Below are 17,764 nucleotides of genomic sequence, written 5' to 3' on the forward strand. Positions count from 1 at the left end.
TGGTAGCAGTGTCGCGCCATACTGCACTGCACGACAAAGCCCCGGCGGGCAGCCGGGGCCTGTCTGTCGGGACTACAGATGATCAGTAGCAGACATTGACCGTGCGCCAGCGCAGGCCGTACGGGGTCATCACGCGGCGGGTGACGTAGCAGCCCGGACCGACGCCGACATAGCCGACACGGAAGCTGGGGCCATAGAAGCCGTGATGGTGGTGGTGATGGCCGTGCCAGCCCCAGCCATGGGCGGATGCTGCGGATGGCGCCAGGGCTGCCGCGCCGAGAGAAGCGGTTGCGACGAATGCGAGTGCGAGTTTGCGAAACATGGTCTTACTCCTTCAGTGGTGCGCGATGCGCTGGTTGCGGGATCGGTGAAGTGATCCGTCACCAGTTCGTCGCACCCCTTTCGGAGCGGGTTCGAAGCGCAGTTGCAGGAATTTTCTGAACACGTGTTCAGGCGGGGCGCGTTGTTTCGCCTGCGGGCAATGCGAGTAGCAATCTGGTATCAGCGACGGCGCGCACCTTGATCGGCGCCATGCGGCCGCGCACCGGCAGATCGTGCGGCGCCAGTGTCCCGGCATCGACGCCGGCGCTGATGAACACATCCTCCGACACGATGGCGGCGCAGGACAGGCTCTTGGTCATGTCCTGCAGGCGTGCTGCGACATTGACGGGATCGCCGAGGGCGGTGAACACCATATTGTCGCGATAGCCGATATCGCCGACGATGACTTCGCCGCCATGGATGCCGATGCCGAAACGCAACGGTTCCGGCAGGTCGTGCTGCAAAGCTTGATTCAATTCATCGATATTTTCGGCAATCTGCGCCGCGGCCTTGAGCGCCTGCCGGCAGGCGGTCTGCGGATCGCAATTCAGCCCGAACAGCGCCAGTTCGCCGTCGCCGATGAACTGGTTCGGCTTGCCGCCCGCGGCGACGACGGCCTGCGAGACGGCGGCGAGAAAGCGATTGACGATGAACACGGTGTCGTAGGGCAGGCGCTTTTCCGCCAGCATGGTGGAGCCGCGCATGTCCACGAACATGCAGACCAGATAGCGCTCCTGGCCAATCCGCGCCGGATGCGCCGCGTGTGCGTTGGCGCTCGATCCATGTGGGGCCAGCAATTGCACGAAAGCGAGATCGGCTGTCGGATGAAGCTGGCAGGCGAGGCGGATCGCCGGATCGCCATCGGTTCCGAGCCGGTTGAGCACGAAGCTCTCGCGCGCCGATGGTTCGGGCAGCACCGTGAGATCGCTCGTAATGCGGATACGGCAGGTGGAGCAACGTGCACGGCCGCCGCAGACGCTGGCATGCGGCACCTTGTGGCGCAGGCTGGCCTCCAGCACGCTGAGGCCAACGGGCACCCGCACGGTCCGTCCCCCCTCGTAAGCGAGGCCATGCCGACGCGCCGTTCGACCACGATGCGGATGCCGCGCGCCGCCAATACGCCGATCAGCAGCACGGCATAACCGATGAGCAGGGCGTCGGTGATGCTCGCCAGCATGTCCTGCTGTTGCGGTGTGCCGACCTGGCCGGGGCCGAGATTGGCGGCCTGCCACTCCGGCCTGGTGATGTTCGCAGCGACGAAGCGTTGCCCCTGGAAGATGCCGAGCAGCGCCAGTGTCGGCAGCATCACGGCCGCGGCGAGCAGCCACGGCGCTATGCTCCTGAACCAGGTCTTCAGCCGCAGCCAGAAATACAGGCCGATACAGCCATGGGTCCACGCTACCAGCACCACGGTGTACATCGCCCAGAGCCGCAGCGATGATCCGAGCCAGCTCGAGAACACCTGCGGATAGCTGCGGTCGATGTCGTAGATGTTTTCGCCGAGGCGCACCGCCACCACATGGGCGACGATCAGTGCGGGAATGCTGAGGCCGAGCACCAGCTGCAGCGGTTCGATGGTCCGCCACAGAAACTGGCGCCGCTCATACAGCGCCCAGACGCCGAGCGAGGCGTGGATCAGCGCGGATGTATAGAACAGCACCGCGACCGGAAAGAACTGCCAGATGCCCGCATGGATGACCACGCCGGCCTGCAGCGCGTCCATCGAGATATTGCCGAGCGCGTGATTGGTGAGATGGCTGACCAGATAGGTGAACAGCACCGTGCCGCAGGCCAGCCGGATCTGGCGCAGGCCGATGCCGCGAAACGAAATGGCGGCGCGTGAGTGCGGGAGCGTTGTCATGTCATCGGTCGGATCATGCTGTATCGCGATCCCGGCCGTTCGGGAAGGGCCAGGCAGCCGGCTGTCCCGTGATGTCCGGGGCCTGCGGTCACGCATGGCCCCCGGATGATCGGTGTCGTGCCGGGCTCAGGCGGCCCGGATATTGCCTAGGAACGAGTTCACCTGATTGCCGAGCTCGCGGGTCTGGATGCCAAGCGCTTCGGCGGCGGTGCGCACGTCGCGCGCCGCATGGCCGGTGGCATCCGCGCCGGCGGTGACGCTGACGATATTGTCGGACGCATCCCTGGTACCTTGGGCTGCCTGCTGGGTGCTGCGATTGATCTCCGACGTGGCAGCGCCCTGTTCCTCGACGGCGGCGGCGATGGCGGTGGCCACTTCGCTGACCTCGCCGATGGTGCCGCCGATCGCCTTGATGGCCTCGATGGCTTCATTGGCGACCTTCTGGACCGCAGCGATCTGCTGGGTGATCTCTTCGGTGGCTTTTGCGGTCTGGGTCGCCAGCGACTTCACCTCCGATGCAAAGCCCTTGCCGGCTTCGCCGGCGCGCGCGGCTTCGATGGTGGCGTTGAGCGCGAGCAAATTGGTCTGGCTGGCGATATCGCCGATCAGCCCGATCACTTCGCCGATCCGGTTTGCGGATGCGGCGAGGCCCTGCACGGTGCTGTCGGTCTGCTTGGCCTGGTCCACCGCATGGCCAGCGATCGCCGCGGCATGGGCGACCTGGCGGCTGATATCATTGATCGAGGTGCTGAGTTCTTCCGAAGCAGCCGCGACGCTCTGGACATTGGTCGAGGCCGTGCTCGAGGCCTGGGCGGCGAGGCGCGCCTGGCTGTTGGTCTGGCTCGACACGTCGGACATGCCTTCCGACGTCGTTTGCATCTGGCCGGAGGCGTCGCGCAAAGCGGCGAGCCGCTCATGCATCTGCTGCTCGAAGGTCTTGATATGCGCCTCGACCGCCTGCTGGCGCTGCGCTGCGCGGGAATCCTGCAAGCGTTGCTCGGCCTCGATGCGCTCCTTGTCGATGGCGTTCTGGCGGAATGTGCCGAGTGCGTCGGCGAGGGCGCCGATCTCGTCCTTGCGCTGGGGCAGCGAGAGATCGCTGGTGAGATCGCCGCCGGCGACTTTCAGCATGGCGTCGCGGATATGCCGGAGCGGCCGGATCACCCGGCTGCGCAGCGCGACCATGCTGCCGATGGCGAGCGCGATGGCGGCGATCAGCAGTGCGACTTGCAGGATCAACGTGCGCTGTGCCGCGGCCGACCGGTCGGTCGCGTGCTTCACCGCCATATCGAGGGTGCGATCGGCGACATCGACCACGGCGGACTGGCGCGAGGTAATCATCGGTCCCCACTGGCTGATGGTGATTTCAGGTTTGCCGTTGGTGAGCACAGCTTCCGTCACGCGGTCGCGCTGGTCGGTGAATTGCTTGTCGAACAGGCCCGTATCGGCCGCCTTCATTGCCGCAGTGAATTCGGGCGACATCTGCAATCCCATCAGCGAGGCCTGCAGCGCCTGCCATGCGGTCTCGATGCTGCCGACCAGCTTGGTATAGACCTTGAGCGGATTTGGCGGCAGCGGCTGGCCGCTCAGCGCATTGGCCGTGATCAGGCCGATCTCGCCGACCTGAAGTCGCACCAGCCATGCCATCTGCTTGATGGTCAGCAATTGATCGATCACGGCGTCATTTTGCTTGATGCTCGATGCCAGCTTGATGGAATCCTGGTCGAGCGTGGCGAGCACGGTCTCGCTGACATCCATATAGTCTTTCAGCGTTGCGAGCCGCCGCGCGGATTTGGCCATCCCCATTTGCGCCCAGGTGTCTTTCTCCAAAGCGTCCAGCTTCTCGGTGAGGCGGGTCAACTCGGCCAGCATCCGGTCGCGATCGGGGAGGTCGAGCTCGCGCAGGGTGGCGAGCGCGCCGCGCAGCGCCGTCATCTCCCGGTCGCGGTAGCCCTTGACGTTGGTGGCATCGGATGCGGCCATGATGACGTCGGCATTCATTCGGCGGGTGGTGTTGGTGCGGTCGATGCGCAGATTATGCATGGCGGTGAACATCTGGCCGGATGCGGTGGCGACCAGCGCCACCCGGTTGGCAATCCGCTGCTTGGTGAAGGAATCCCAGGCATTCATGCCGAGGAAAATCACGACACAGCTCGCCATGATGGCAACGACCGAGGTGAGCAGGGCCGTTACGGACAGATGTTTCAACATCGAAGCCTCACTTCATGGCGCACCGGGCGCACGGATTCAAACAGCTTGGAGGATCGGTCGATCTCCAAGTAGAGAGGGGCGGCATGGCGACGCCCGGTCGGACATGCTGCGTCGCAAAATTTCGTTAGGTGCTGATATTAAACGCGAAAAATTATCGATGCCTTACCATGGTACAGTCATCAGGCGAACAAAGTTGCGGTGCAGCAACTGTTCCGCCCGAAGTCTTGCGGGTTCCATTCAGGCTTGCGTGCGCCTATCGATCTCGGGGAAACACCGCCCGTGACAAGCTGCGTCCTGCACCACATCGGTCGGCCATGACGGACCACACCGTCTTTCGCCTGGATTCGACCCGCGATCCCGCCAGGCGCGGGCAGCTCTTGGCCTTGCTCGCACTTGTCGCTGCGATGACCGCGATGCGGCTGGTCTATGCCGGGGTGTTCGAGCTGCGCACCGACGAGGCCTATTACTGGACCTGGTCGAAGGAGAGCGTGCTGTCCTTCCTCGATCATCCGCCGATGATCGCCTGGTTCATCCGTTGCGGCACGGCGCTGTTCGGCGACACCGCGTTCGGCGTTCGCTTCGCGGGCATTGTCGCGATGGCGGTCACCCAATTGCTGCTAGCGGATATCGTCCGCCGCGTCACGCGGGACTGGCGCGCCGTGATCGTCACCGTGCTGATGACGGAAGCGGCTTTGTATTACGGGCTGCTGATGGCCAAGGTGGCGCCGGATGTGGCGATGATCCCGTTTGCCACGGCCATGCTGTGGTCGCTGGTGCGGCTGGCGGACAGCGATGACGGCCGCTGGTGGCTGGCCGCCGGACTGTTCGGCGGGCTCGCGCTGCTGTCGAAGCTCACGGTGGTCCTCACCGTGCCGGCCATCCTCGTCTTCATGCTGGTGCCGGATTGGCGGATGCGCTGGCTGACAAGCCCGTATCCGTGGCTCGCGGTGCTGATCGCACTGGCCGTGTCGTCGCCGGTGTTAATCTGGAATGCCGGGCATGACTGGGCGTCGTTCAAATTCCAGTTCGTCCGCGTGACAGCGCCGCATGATGTCTCGCTGAGCACGCTTGGCGAGTTCATCGGCCTGCAATTCGCGCAGGTCGGTTTTGTCCTGTTCCCGGTGCTGGTGTCGGCCTGCGTGCTGACGCTGTGGCGCGGTGCGCGGCACCGCGATCCGGTGTCGCTGCTGCTGTCGCTCGCCGTGCTGCTGCCGTTTGCCTATTTCCTGTGGCGGTCGCTGACGTTGCGCGTCGGCGATACCTGGCCGATGTTCATGTGGCCACCGGCCATGGCCGTGGCGGCGATCAATGTCACGCGCCTTGCGCAAGACGGCTGGTCGGCGAGGACAGTGCGCGACTCCTGGCGCTGGATCACGATTTCGATCGCCGTCGGCATTCCCTTCGTCCTACTCGCATTCCTTTATTCCGTGGCGGCGCCATGGAATCTGCTCGGCCGCAACGACCCGATCGGCACCGAGGCTGGCTATGACGGCCTGGCCGCGCGCGCGGAGCAGGAACTGCGCGCCACCGGCGCCACCTGGATCGCGACCACCAACTACCGCGTCTATGCGATGCTGCGCTGGCACCTGAAGGACAGCGTCCCGGTGATCCAGGTCAACGAACGCTCGCGCTTCCTCGGCTTCCGCGATCCCGGCATGAATGGCATCAAGGACCACACGGGCCTCTACATCGCGCAGCCTGACGAGGAATATCGTGCGCTGTTGTTGAGCGCGGGTGCAAAGCTGCAGCCGCTGGCCCAACTCAACACGCTCTGGCGCGGCACCCCGATGCGCGCGTTTCAAATCGACAAACTCACCGACTGGACGCCGGACCTCAATCCGCCGCCGGATACGCCCTTCTATCGGCCGCCGTCGCTGGCCCTTCTCGTAGGGTGGATGAGCGCAGCGTAATCCGCCGGCCGAGGTTATGTGGCGAAGAACGGCGGATGACGGCTTCGCCTGATCCGCCCTACGGCTCTTCAGCGTCTTTCTTCCGCACCAGATCCTTCGCGAGATCCGCCAGTTGCGGGCGCGGCAGGGCCGTGAAGGGCAGCGGCCTTGTGACGTCGATCGCCGCAAGCCCGAGCCTCGCCGTCAGCAATCCGTTCAGAATGCCTTCCCCCAGCCGCTGCGACAGCTTGGCTGCGATGCCGTGGCCGAGCACCTGCTGGATCATGCTGTCGCTCGCCGCCATGCCGCCGGTGATGGCGAGGTGGCTGACCACATGGCGCAGCAGGGTGATCATGCCGAGCGCGCCGGGGCGGCCGCCATAGAGCTTTGCCAGTTGCCGCACCAGACGGATCGCGGCGGCGAAGACGAACAGCATGTCCACCAGCGCGCGTGGCGAGATCGCTGTCACCACGGATACCCGTTGGGCCGCGACCGAGACGAGCCTTCGCGCCTCGATATCCAGCGGCGACATCAATTCGCGTTCGGCGAGGCGGATCAGATCGGCGCCGTCGATAATCTCGCCGGCATGCGCCTGCAGTGCCGTGCGCGCGCGGGCCAAGCGGGGATTGCTGTGCGCGAGCCTGAGCAGATCGGCCAGCACGGCGCGGCTCTCGGCGCGATCGTCGCTGGCGATCACCGCGAGCGCACGGATATGCAGCTTCTCGATGGTGGCCAGCCGGATCAGGCCGAGCGCCTCGCGGGCGATGATCACGACGAGCGCCAGCGACATCAGCGCAGCGAGGCCGAGGCCGAGATAGCCGAGCGCATCATTGATGGCGAACAGGTCGTCGATCAGGTGTTTGGCACCGAGCCCGAGGCCGAGCAGCACCAGGCCGCTGAGTGTCGTCCAGAATAGCGTGCCCCAGCCAAAACCGTTTCGCGCGGGGCGCAGCGGTTCGTCGATGGTTACAGGCAGTTGCGGCTCGGGCTCCGGCGTGATGCGGATGGCGCCGCGGGCGAGGCGGCCGATATCGTCGTCGCCATCCATCACGGTGACGTGGGGATCGTCGAGCCGGAACGTGGCCGGGCGGCGCGTACGGTCGGTCATTGCAGGCGGTCTCCGATCAGGAACTGGAGCGCGCGGTCGAGGCGGATATGAGGCAGCGCCGGCTCCTCGTCGCCGATACGCGGCAGCAATGGCGGACGGAATTTGAGGAAGCGATAGTCCGCCTTGTCGGCGCTGGCGCTGGACAGGCCCGTGAAGGCACCGCCGGCGAACAGGCCATCGAGATCGGTCGGCAGATCGCCGGGAAAGGTCGCGACTTCGGTTTCGCCGTCGAAGATCTCGCCATTGGCGGATTCGCCGGCGACCGGCGTGCCGAGGATCGAGGGAAGCTTGTCGCGGCCGCGCTGCACCAGTGCTTCCTTGGTCGCGCGCACGGCGGCGATGGCGACGACATCGACGGCGGCGCCCGACAGTTCCGAGCGCGCCAGCGCCTTCCGTGTGATCTGCCGCAGCACGTCCTCGAGCCTGTCATGGCTGAGATGATGCAGATGATCGGCCTTGGTCGCCGCGAACAGGATGCGATCGACGCGCGGGCGGAACAGCGTGCTCAGGATCGAGCTGCGGCCGATGCGAAAACTGTCGAGGATGCCGGCGAGTGCCGCTTCCAGATCGCGCAGCGCCTCCGGCCCGGCATTGAAGGCGGAGAGTGCATCGACCAGCACGATCTGCCGATCCAGCCGCGCAAAGTGATCGCGATAGAACGGGCGGACGACGACGTCCTTATAGGCCTCGTAGCGCCGCTTCATCATCGCCCACAGCGAGCCATCCGGCGCGCTGCCATCGGCGGCGACATCGAGCGGCGCAAAGGTGAGTGCGGGCGAGTCCGCGAGATTGCCCGGCATCAGGAAGCGGCCCGGCGGCAGCAGGCTCATGGCGAAACGTTCGTCGCGGCAGGCGCGCAGATAGTCTGTGAACAGTTTTGCCGCGGTGAGCGTGAACAGCTCGTTCTCCGGCGCGGTCGGCGCCAGCGTCGCCAGATGCGCGAGAAAGCCGGCCGCGATCGCCGCCCGCGGCCCCTGCCGCGACAATGCGAGGCTCTCCGCCGACCATTCCTCATAGCTCTTGTTGAGCAGCGGCAGGTCCAGCAGCCACTCGCCGGGATAGTCGACGATGTCCAGCGTCAGTGTCCGCTCGGCGCCGCTCTTGCGCTGATAGTCGATGACCAGGCGCAGCTCGCTGATGTCCGTCGTCGAGCTCGGCCAGCGCCGCTCATCGATCAGCGTGGCGAGATGCTGCTCATAGGCGAAACGCGGCACGGCGTCGTCGGGCTGCGGTGCGAGGCGCGCCTTGGCGATGCGGCCCGTCGCCAGCGATTCAAACACCGGGAATTTGCCGCCGCGCGTCAGTCCATGCACCAATGCCGTGATGAACACCGTCTTGCCGGCGCGTGACAGGCCTGTGACGCCAAGCCGCACGGTGGGATTGAACAGACCGTCGCCATAATCGAGCAATGCGCGCGCGGACAGCCGGGCTTCTTCGACGAGTTCGGACAGGCTGGCCATAATGCGCGTTGGTACTCCCGATGCGTTCGCGGACATGATGGAACGCGATCACAAGGTGGCGATTATCAGGCTGAAATCAAGTTGGCTCACGGCGTGTTACAGCTTCGTCATTCAGCTTTCATTGACCTTCCGCACTGCATCATCTATCGCGGAATTAACGGGGAATTCCAAAGAGAGTTCATCGGCGTGCTTGGGGCGAGCGCGTCATCTGCATCACCAGTCGACCGGCCAGCTTTCGTCATGACCGTATTCCGCCTCAAGCAGCTCACCGCCAATTCCGCTCATATGGTCGCCGGCGCCATCCGTTGGAACTATGACCGCGCCGAGCTGATCGCCGATGGCATTGTTCACGGCCTCGGCGTCACCGCAGGCCTAGTCGCGCTGACGGTGCTCATCGTGCTCACCGCGGTATTTGCGACCGCCACCGAGATCGTCACCGTGTCGATCTATGCCGCCGGCCTTTTGGCCATGCTCGGCTTCTCCGCCGCCTACAATATGTGGCCGGTGTCGCCGCGAAAGTGGTTTCTGCGCCGCTTCGATCACTCCGCCATCTATCTGCTGATCGCCGCCACCTACACGCCATTCCTGGCGCAAATGCAGAATGGCTGGATGGCCGCAGGATTGCTCGCATTCGTGTGGAGCGTCGCCATTGCGGGTATCGTCATCAAGCTGCGCTATCCCGGCCGCTTCGATCGTCTGGCCGTGCTGCTCTATCTCGCTCTGGGCTGGAGCGGCATGATGGCTTACGACTCCGTGTTCACGCCGCTGCCGCCGCTCACCATGTGGTTCGTCGCCGCTGGTGGCACGCTTTACACAGCCGGCGTGATCTTCCACGCCTGGCGCAGCCTGCGCTTCCAGAACGCGATCTGGCACGCATTTGTCCTGCTCGGAGCTGCGTGCCACTATACGGCCGTGCTCGACATGGTGCTGAGCACGGCGGCGTAAGCCGGCATAAGAAAATAACCGGGAGTGAAGCATGCAGGTGGACGGCAAGATCGTCGTCGTGACCGGCGGCGCCAACGGCATCGGCCAGGCGCTGTGCGAAACATTTCACAAGGCAGGCGCGAAGAAGGTTGTCGTCGTCGATCTCGATGGCGAGCGCGCCAGGGCCGTGGCCGATGGCATCGGCGGTGCGTCGTTCAGATGCGATGTCGGTCGCGAGGACGATATCAGGCATGTGATCGACGAGACCGAGCGGCAGTTCGGACCCATCGCGCTGTTCTGCTCCAATGCCGGCGTCGGCGGCGGTTTCGATCCGCTGAGCCCGAATGCGGGCGGCAATTCGGACGAGCCGTGGATGAAGAGCTGGGCGATCCATGTGATGGCCCATGTCTATGCCGCGCGCCATCTGGTGCCGTTGATGAAAGAACGCGGCGGCGGCTATTTCCTCAACACGATTTCCGCGGCGGGCCTGCTGTCGCAGGTCGGCAGTCCCGCTTATTCGACGACCAAACATGCGGCCGTCGGTTTTGCGGAGAGCCTCGCGATCGCGCATCGCGCGCATGGCATCAAGGTCTCGATCCTGTGCCCGCAGGGCGTCGACACCAATATGCTGAAGAATATCCCGAAGGGCCCGCAGTCGAATGATGGCAATCTGTCGCCCGAGCAGGTCGCGGCGGATGCGCTGGCGGGGATCGCGGCCGAAAGCTTCCTGATCCTGCCGCATGCGCAGGTGATCGACTACATGCGCAAGAAGACCGAGAACTACGACCGCTGGATCGGTGGCATGGCCAAGATCCAGGCGAAGATGCGGGACGAATTCGGGAAGTAGTGTCTTAACCTCTCCCCGTTCTTTACGGGGAGAGGTCGACCCGGCGTAGCCGGGGCGGGTGAGGGGCATGGCACGGCCGTGCCCCAATCGCGCGCCATCGGATCGCGCCTCTTTTAGAGTTCAAATGCGTTCGAGAGATTCGAGAGTGCGCGTCTGTCTTTGATCGCGTGCCATGCCCCTCACCCGCCGCGAAGACGCGGCGACCTCTCCCCGCAAAGAGCGGGGAGAGGTTAAGAGCTACTCCGCCGCTTCCATCCGCGGCGGCTGCGGCCGCTCCACCGGCACCGGCGGGTCAAAGGCCTGGATCGGCGGCAGGTTGCCGGTGAATTTCTCCACCTGCACCACCGTCAACTGCCCCGTGCAGCCCTGCGCCAGCCGCGAGGTGCCGACGTCGCGCGTCAGCACGTTCGGGTTGCCGTGGACACAGAGCGGCTTGTCCTCATTGATGTCTTCCGGATCGTAATAGGCACCGGTCGGCAACTGGATCACGCCGGCCATCACATCCTCGGTGACCACCACCGAAGCGAGGCACGCGCCGCGCTCGTTGAACAGCTTGATGATGTCGCCGTCCTTGATTCCGCGTGCGTCCGCATCCACCGGATTCATTCGCGCCACTTCGCGGCCGCGGCGTTTCTCGGCCGCACTATGGCCGCCGAAATCGAGCTGGCTGTGCAGCCGCGACGCCGGCTGGTTGGCGACCAGATGCAGCGGCGCCTCGGCGCTCGGCACGTCCACCGGCGGCAGCCAGGCGGGATGGCCGGGGCAGTCGTCATAGCCGAAGCCGGCGATGGTCTTGGAATAGATCTCGATCTTGCCGCTCGGCGTCGGCAGTGCCTTGCCAACGGGGTCGTCCAGAAAAGCGCGCAGCGTACCGCCATCCAGCGGTTGCTGCGGCAGCGTGATCTCGCCGTTCTGCCAGAACGTATCGAAGTCCACGGCGTCGTAGCCCTTGGCCCTCAGCCCGTCTTCGGTGGTCTTGTAGAGATGCTGCAGCCATTCGCGGATGCTGCGGCCCTCGGTGAATTCGGCGCCGCGGCCGAGCCGTTCGGCAAGCCCCGAGAAAATATCGAAGTCGTTGCGGGCTTCGCCAAACGGCTCGGCCATCTGGTGCATGGCCGTCACCAAGGGATCGGTCTGCGAGGAGCCGATGTCCTCGCGCTCCAGCGACATGGTGACCGGCAGCACGATATCCGCATGGCGCGCGGTCGCGGTCCAGGCAAGGTCGTGCACCACCAGCGTGTCGATCTGGCCAAAGGCCTGGCGCAGCCGGTTGATGTCCTGATGATGGTGGAACGGATTGCCGCCGGCCCAATAGACCAGCTTGATGTCCGGATAGGTCATCTTGCTGCCGTTGTAGTCGAACGGTCCGTTCGGATTGAGCAGCATGTCGGCGACGCGCGCCACCGGGATGAACTCGCTGACGCCGTTTTTGCCCTGCGGCAGGCCCGCGATCGGCGCGTCATTGTAGCGGCGGCCGTAATTGGCGATGGCGCCGAGCGCGTAGCCGAAGCCGCCACCGGGCAGGCCGATCTGGCCGAGCATCGCGGAGAGCACCGCGGCCATCCATACCGGCTGCTCGCCATGCCGCGCCCGCTGCAGCGAATGCGCGACAGTGAACAGCACGCGCTTGCCCGGCATGCGCCGCGCCAGCTTCAGGATCGTGTCGGCGGGCAGCTTCGTAATATCAGCAGCCCATGCGGCATCCTTCGGCTGGCCGTCGGTCTTGCCCAGCAGATAGGCCTCGAACTCGGCGAAGCCGGTCGCATATGTGTCGAGGAATGCGGTGTCGTGGCTGCCGTCGATCACCAGCGTATGTGCCAGCGCCAGCATCAGGGCAACATCGGTGCCGGGAATCGGCTTCAGCCATTCCTGGTTCTCGACTTCCTCGGGCAGGTCGGTCTTCAGCGGCGAAATCAGCACGAATGCGCCGCCGCGCTTGCCGACGGCGACCATGTCGCCATGTTCGGTGTGCTTGCTGATGCCGCCGCCGGCCACGCGGGAATTCTTGGTATTCATGCCGCCGAAGGCGACCACCAGATCGGTATGTTCGACGATCTCGTCCCAGCCGACATTGCGGCGGGTGACGTCTTCGTAATTGCCGAGGATATGCGGGATGATCACTGTGGATGCGCCGGCGGAATAGGAATTGACCGAGCGCACATAGCCGCCGAGTGCCACATTCAGGAAGCGATGGATCTGGCTCTGCGCGTGGTGGAAGCGCCCGGCGCTCGACCAGCCATAGGAACCGCCATAAATGCCCTTCGCGCCGTGCTTGTCCTTGACGCGCTTCAGCTCGCCGGCGAGCAGGTCGAGCACTTCGTCCCATTCCATCTCGACAAAGCCGTCGCGGCCGCGGCGGTCGCTCGGGCCGGGTCCGTGTTCGAGCCAGCCGCGGCGCACCATCGGCTTGGCAATGCGCGCCTTGTGGCGGAGCGCCTCGGGGAAATTCTGGATGATCGGATTCGGATCGGGATCGATTGGATGCGGCGAGATAACGAGCTTGTCGTCCACCCACTCGCCCGAAAAGGCGCCCCAATGCGAGGAGTGGGACATCTTGCCCGAGGGGCGGAGTTCGTTGGGCTTGCCGTCCTTCGCCTGCGTCATGCGTTCCGTTCCGTCATTCCACCGTCATCAATGCTTTTGTCCATAAAGCACGGGAACAGCCGAGTCGACGACCACCTCGACAAGGCTGACGCCCGCATGGTGCAAGCTATGCTTGAAAGCCTTTTCAAGTTCCGAACATGTGCTGACACGGGTGGCATGCGCGCCCATTCCTTCGGCAATTTTGACGAAATCCAATCCAGGCAGATCGAGCCCCGGAACATTTCTGACCTGCATTACCTGGCTGAACGAGCGCATCGCGCCGTAGCCGGAATTGTTGATGACGACCACGGTGATGGGCAGCTTGCGCTGGGCGGCCGTCCATAGCGCCTGGATCGAATACATCGCCGAGCCGTCCCCGATCAGGCACACCGTGCGGCGACCGGGATGCGCCAGCGCGATGCCGACAGAGGCGGGCAGCGACCAGCCAAGGCCGCCGGAGGACATCGTGTAGAACGAATTGGCACCGCGCATCGGCAGATATTTATGCATCGCCGGCCGGTGCGAGGGCGCCTCTTCCACCAGCATCGCGTCCGCCGGCATCGTCTGCGACAGTGTGTGCAGTAGATAGTCGATCGGGATCGGATCGGCGGGCACTGGCGCTGGCGGCAGCACGCGGCCCCTGGCGACGTGTCGCTGTGTGTCCGGCAGCAGATCGCGCAGCATGGTCAGCGCGGGCTTCATGGTCGCGATGATGCTGGTGCCGATCGGGACGACGGCGGCGGCATCGATGTCGTCGGTAATCTGGAAGATCGTCGCGCCGCCATCGAAGATCGCCGCATGGCCTTCCACATGGAAGGTGAAGGCCGGCGCACCGATCACCACCACGAGGTCGTAATCCTTCAGCGCATCCGAGAGCTGCGCCGGCGACGCATGCAGGAATCCGTGGAATTGCGGATGCCGTTCCGGAAAGCTGCAGCGTGCGGAGAACGGCGCAACCCACACTGCAGCTTTCGTCTGCTCTGCGACGGCGACCATCTCATCGACGCAACCGGCGCGATCCACGCCGGGGCCGACAATGAGGGCAGGGTTCCTGCTCCGGCCGAGCGCCTCAACGAGCTGGTGCATCGCCGCAGGCTCGGGCCCAAGCTCGCGGCTGACATGGCGCGCTTCGACGAGCTGCGCAGGATGCGCCCAGTCATCGATCGGCACCGACACGAATGTCGGCCCGCAGGGCGGCTGCATCGCCACATAGTAGGCGCGCGCGATGGCAGCGGGCACGTCCTCGGCACGTGCCGGCTCGACGCTGTATTTGACGTAGGGCCGCGGAAACTCCGATGCACGATCGGCATAGAGGAACGCCTGCAGCGGCAGGATGCTGCGTGCCTGCTGGCCGGCGGTGATCACCATCGGCGTCTGGTTGCGATGCGCGGTGTAGATATTGCCGAGCGCATGACCGACGCCGGCGGCGGAATGCAGATTGACGAAGCTCGCATTGCGCGTCGCCTGTGCATAGCCATCGGCCATGCCGATCACAGAAGCTTCCTGCAGGCCGAGCACATAGTCGATATCGTCGGGCCAGTCGGACAGGAAGGGCAGTTCAGTGGAGCCGGGATTGCCGAACACCTTTGTGATGCCGAAGCTGCGGATCAGATGCAGCGTGGCGTCTTTGACGGTGGTGGTTTTGGGGGCGCTGGCCAAGGCGGTTTCCTCACGATGCGGGCAGTTGTCTGCCGTGTCTTGTTGACTCATCAACGGCGGAAAACTGCGGTGTGTCAACCGTGAGAAGGCGCTCCGCTTCTCCCTCCCCCAAGCGGCGCAGCCGCGCAGCGGGGAGGGTGGCACGAGCGAAGCGAGTGACGGGTGGGGTGCTTCCACATCCACGACGTCACGTGGGGACCCCCACCCGACCGGCCCAAGAGGGCCGGCCACCCTCCCCGCAAGGGGGAGGGATATCCGAGCTCTATCGCTTACTTTCTTTGGTAGTCTGCGATCAGCTTCTCCAGCTGCTCGCGCTCTCCGTCCGCCTTCTCGCCGGGATCAAACAGCACATTGCGCAGCAGATAATATTCCGTCTCGTCCTCGATCCGCCCGCGCTTGATCACGCGCGCATAGGCTCGCGAATAGTGCCTGCGCAGTTCGGAGAGCGACGGAATGTCATGGAGCCGCAGCTCGCTGTCGAATTTGGCGACTTCCATCGGCGTGAATTGCAGCGACATGTCCATGCAGTCGCTCACGGCCTCGCGCAATCCATCGCGGGTTGATGCCTGCCTGTCGGACAACAGCTTTTCGGCAGGGCGATATTTCGCTGCGAAAAAGGACAGAAAGTCCTTCAGTCGCGTGTCGTCGATGTCAGCCTGGTCTTGCATGTCGGTCCCTTGCGCCATCACTCCACCCCTCATCCTGAGGAGCGCGCTTGCGCGCGTCTCGAAGGATGGCCGCAAACGCAGCGCCTGGCCAGCTCATGGTTCGAGACGGCGCTTCGCGCCTCCTCACCATGAGGGACGGTGTTTTCGACTTACCAGCTCGCCGTCGCCTTCATGGTCGGCGCGCCCTTGTCATTGGCGGTCCAGACGTCATAGCCATCGGCGGTCTCGTTCGCATTGACCGTGAAGTCGGCGCCATCGAACAGCGGCGACACGCCGCGATAGGCGAATGTCGCCGGCGCCTTGCCGCCCTTCAGCCTTGCCGCAAATTCCACCAGCAGCGATGCCTGCAGCGGGCCGTGGAAGACCAGGCCGGGATAGAACTCGACCTTGGTGACATAGTCGCGGTCGTAATGGATGCGGTGGCCGTTGAAGGTCAGCGCGGAGTAACGGAACAGCAGCACCGGATCGGCATAATGCGTTTCCTGATGTTTTCCTGTTGGCACGTCCTTCGGGGCCGGTGCCGGCGGCGCCATGCCGGTCGGCATGTCGCGATAGACGATGTCCTGGCGCTCGCGGATGGCGACGCCGCGCGGCGTGGTGATCACATGCTCCACATTCACGAAGCACAGCGTGCCAGTAGAGCCGGTCTTCACATTGACGTCGAGGATTTTGGACGACCGCGTCACCTCATCGCCGACACGCAGCGGTTCGATGAACTGCACTTCGCCACCAGCCCACATGCGGCGCGGCAGCGGCACCGGCGGCAGAAACCCGCCACGTGCGGGATGGCCGTCGCTGCCCAGCTTGTCCATGGCCGCCACCGGCTGCGCCAGGCACCAATGGGTGGTGAAGGGCGCGGCATCGCCTTGCTTCGGCGTGCCGATATCGAGAAACAGCGTGGCGCGAAGGCCCTTCACGAGCTGCGCGGTGATCACGTCGGATTGCGCGTCGGTGCGGCCGATCCACTGCTTGAGATGATCGATGTCGAGCTGTTCGGTCATGGTCGGCTCCTTACGTCTGCACGCTTACTTCTGGACCTGGCCGATGCCCGGCACCGCGCCGTAGCTGTCGCGATCGGCATCCATCCAGATCGCGCCGGGCGCGGGATAGGCCACGGGACCGTTCGGCGTGTCCACGGTGATCCGGCGCAGATGCGGGTGCTTTGAGAGATCCGCCATCGTGTTCACTTCGGCAAACGCAATGTCCGCATCGCTGAGGCGTTTCAGCAATTCCTCGCGGGTGAGCGAGGCAAAGATGTCGCCGACGACCTTGTCGGTGTAGTCGCGGTGCTGCACGCGGGTGACATTGTTGACCATCTGCGCATCGACCGCGAGATCGGCATTGCCCAGCACCTTGGCGCAAAGAATCTTCCATTCGCGCTCGCTCTGGATCGAGATCAGGATGCCCTTGCCTTCCTTGGAACTGAACACGCCGTAGGGCGCGATCGAGGGATGGGCGAGGCCCATGCGCTTTGGCTCCTTGCCGTTCTCGGCATTGAGCAGCGGCACGGTAAGCCAGTCGGCCATCACGTCGAACATGGAGATTCGGATATCGGCGCCTTCGCCGGACACGCTGCGTCCGATCAGCGCTTCGAGGATCGCCGCATGCGCGGCAGCGCCGGTAGCGACATCGACGATGGAGACGCCGACGCGCGACGGGCCTTCCGGGCCGCCGGTGATGGAGGCAAGCCCGCTCTCGGCCTGGATGAGCAGGTCATAGGCCTTGCGATGCGCATAGGGGCCGGTGTCGCCATAGCCGGTGATGGTGGCGCAGATCAGCCGCGGATAGTCTTTCCGCAAACGCTCCAGCGTGAAGCCGAGCTTGTCCATGGAGCCGGGCTTGAGATTCTGGATCAGCACGTCGGCGGTGGCGATCAGCTCTTCCAGTTGCTTGCGGCCTTCCGGTGTGGAGAGATCGACGACAGCGGAATCCTTGCCGCGGTTGAGCCAGACGAAATAGCTGCTCTGGCCCTTGGCGGCGCCGTCATAGCCGCGGGCGAAGTCGCCTTCGGGGCGTTCGATCTTGATCACATGGGCGCCGGCATCGGCCAGGCGCGAACTGCAGTAAGGCGCCGCCACGGCCTGTTCGACAGCGACGACGGTGAGGCCTTTGAGGGGGAGCATGATGTTCTCCGGAAATGAAAACCGAAACGACGAACGCATCAGCGACGCGCGGTCACCTCTCCCCACCGGGGAGAGGTCGGGCGGCGCAGCCGGCCGGGTGAGGGGGGCTT

12 protein-coding genes and 1 pseudogene are annotated in these 17,764 nt (G+C 64.6%); 3 read left to right on the forward strand and 10 right to left on the reverse strand.

Features of this window, described 5'->3' with window-relative positions:
* Positions 1–82: 82 nt before the first annotated feature.
* The 3 genes and pseudogenes from AC1RQ5_RS09195 to AC1RQ5_RS09205 all read right to left on the reverse strand — a co-directional run bounded on the left by AC1RQ5_RS09195 (position 83) and on the right by AC1RQ5_RS09205 (position 4,393).
* A complete protein-coding gene (locus AC1RQ5_RS09195; protein ID WP_493198400.1) occupies positions 83–322 on the reverse strand; it encodes a hypothetical protein in 240 nt (79 codons plus the stop codon).
* A gap of 127 nt (positions 323–449) precedes the next feature.
* Positions 450–2,182, reverse strand: a pseudogene (locus tag AC1RQ5_RS09200) (adenylate/guanylate cyclase domain-containing protein).
* A gap of 126 nt (positions 2,183–2,308) precedes the next feature.
* Entirely contained in the window at positions 2,309–4,393 is a 2,085-nt protein-coding gene (locus tag AC1RQ5_RS09205) for a methyl-accepting chemotaxis protein (RefSeq protein WP_493198402.1), read from the reverse strand.
* A gap of 314 nt (positions 4,394–4,707) precedes the next feature.
* On the opposite strand from AC1RQ5_RS09205, the gene AC1RQ5_RS09210 reads away from it, so the two are divergent.
* Positions 4,708–6,303 carry a glycosyltransferase family 39 protein gene (locus AC1RQ5_RS09210; protein WP_493198403.1) on the forward strand — a complete coding sequence of 532 codons (1,596 nt, stop codon included), beginning with the start codon at positions 4,708–4,710 and terminating at the stop codon, positions 6,301–6,303.
* Positions 6,304–6,361: 58 nt separating this feature from the next.
* Here the strand turns inward: AC1RQ5_RS09210 and AC1RQ5_RS09215 are convergent, their stop codons facing one another.
* Both AC1RQ5_RS09215 and AC1RQ5_RS09220 read right to left on the reverse strand, forming a co-directional pair.
* Positions 6,362–7,390, reverse strand: coding sequence for a YcjF family protein (locus tag AC1RQ5_RS09215; RefSeq protein ID WP_493198405.1), 1,029 nt, complete (start codon positions 7,388–7,390; stop codon positions 6,362–6,364).
* A complete protein-coding gene (locus AC1RQ5_RS09220) occupies positions 7,387–8,850 on the reverse strand; it encodes a YcjX family GTP-binding protein (protein WP_493198407.1) in 1,464 nt (487 codons plus the stop codon). Before AC1RQ5_RS09220 ends, AC1RQ5_RS09215 begins: the two co-directional genes overlap by 4 nt.
* 240 nt (positions 8,851–9,090) lie before the next feature.
* Here AC1RQ5_RS09220 and trhA point away from each other — a divergent pair, with 240 nt between their 5' ends.
* Positions 9,091–9,795: a PAQR family membrane homeostasis protein TrhA gene (gene trhA, locus AC1RQ5_RS09225; protein ID WP_493198408.1), complete on the forward strand. Its 705-nt coding sequence runs from the start codon at positions 9,091–9,093 to the stop codon at positions 9,793–9,795.
* A 31-nt stretch (positions 9,796–9,826) separates the two neighbouring features.
* On the forward strand, positions 9,827–10,621 hold the full coding sequence (locus AC1RQ5_RS09230; protein WP_493198409.1) for an SDR family oxidoreductase: 795 nt from the start codon (positions 9,827–9,829) through the stop codon (positions 10,619–10,621).
* A 237-nt stretch (positions 10,622–10,858) separates the two neighbouring features.
* Here the strand turns inward: AC1RQ5_RS09230 and AC1RQ5_RS09235 are convergent, their stop codons facing one another.
* From AC1RQ5_RS09235 to AC1RQ5_RS09255, 5 genes are all read right to left on the reverse strand, one after another.
* The gene (locus AC1RQ5_RS09235; protein ID WP_493198410.1) at positions 10,859–13,225 is read right to left on the reverse strand and encodes a molybdopterin guanine dinucleotide-containing S/N-oxide reductase; all 2,367 of its coding nucleotides are present in this window, start codon (positions 13,223–13,225) and stop codon (positions 10,859–10,861) included.
* A gap of 27 nt (positions 13,226–13,252) precedes the next feature.
* Complete coding sequence (gene mdlC / locus AC1RQ5_RS09240; RefSeq protein ID WP_493198412.1) at positions 13,253–14,863, reverse strand: benzoylformate decarboxylase; 1,611 nt, start codon at positions 14,861–14,863, stop codon at positions 13,253–13,255.
* A 269-nt stretch (positions 14,864–15,132) separates the two neighbouring features.
* Positions 15,133–15,531: a hypothetical protein gene (locus AC1RQ5_RS09245; protein ID WP_493198414.1), complete on the reverse strand. Its 399-nt coding sequence runs from the start codon at positions 15,529–15,531 to the stop codon at positions 15,133–15,135.
* Positions 15,532–15,680: 149 nt separating this feature from the next.
* Positions 15,681–16,532 (reverse strand): HTD2 family dehydratase, encoded by an 852-nt coding sequence (locus tag AC1RQ5_RS09250; protein WP_493198416.1) that lies wholly within the window; start codon positions 16,530–16,532, stop codon positions 15,681–15,683.
* Between the two features lie 24 nt (positions 16,533–16,556).
* Positions 16,557–17,654 (reverse strand): CaiB/BaiF CoA transferase family protein, encoded by a 1,098-nt coding sequence (locus AC1RQ5_RS09255; protein ID WP_493198418.1) that lies wholly within the window; start codon positions 17,652–17,654, stop codon positions 16,557–16,559.
* Positions 17,655–17,764 lie beyond the last annotated feature (110 nt).

The organism is Tardiphaga sp. GW821-FHT12E02, assembly GCF_058807155.1.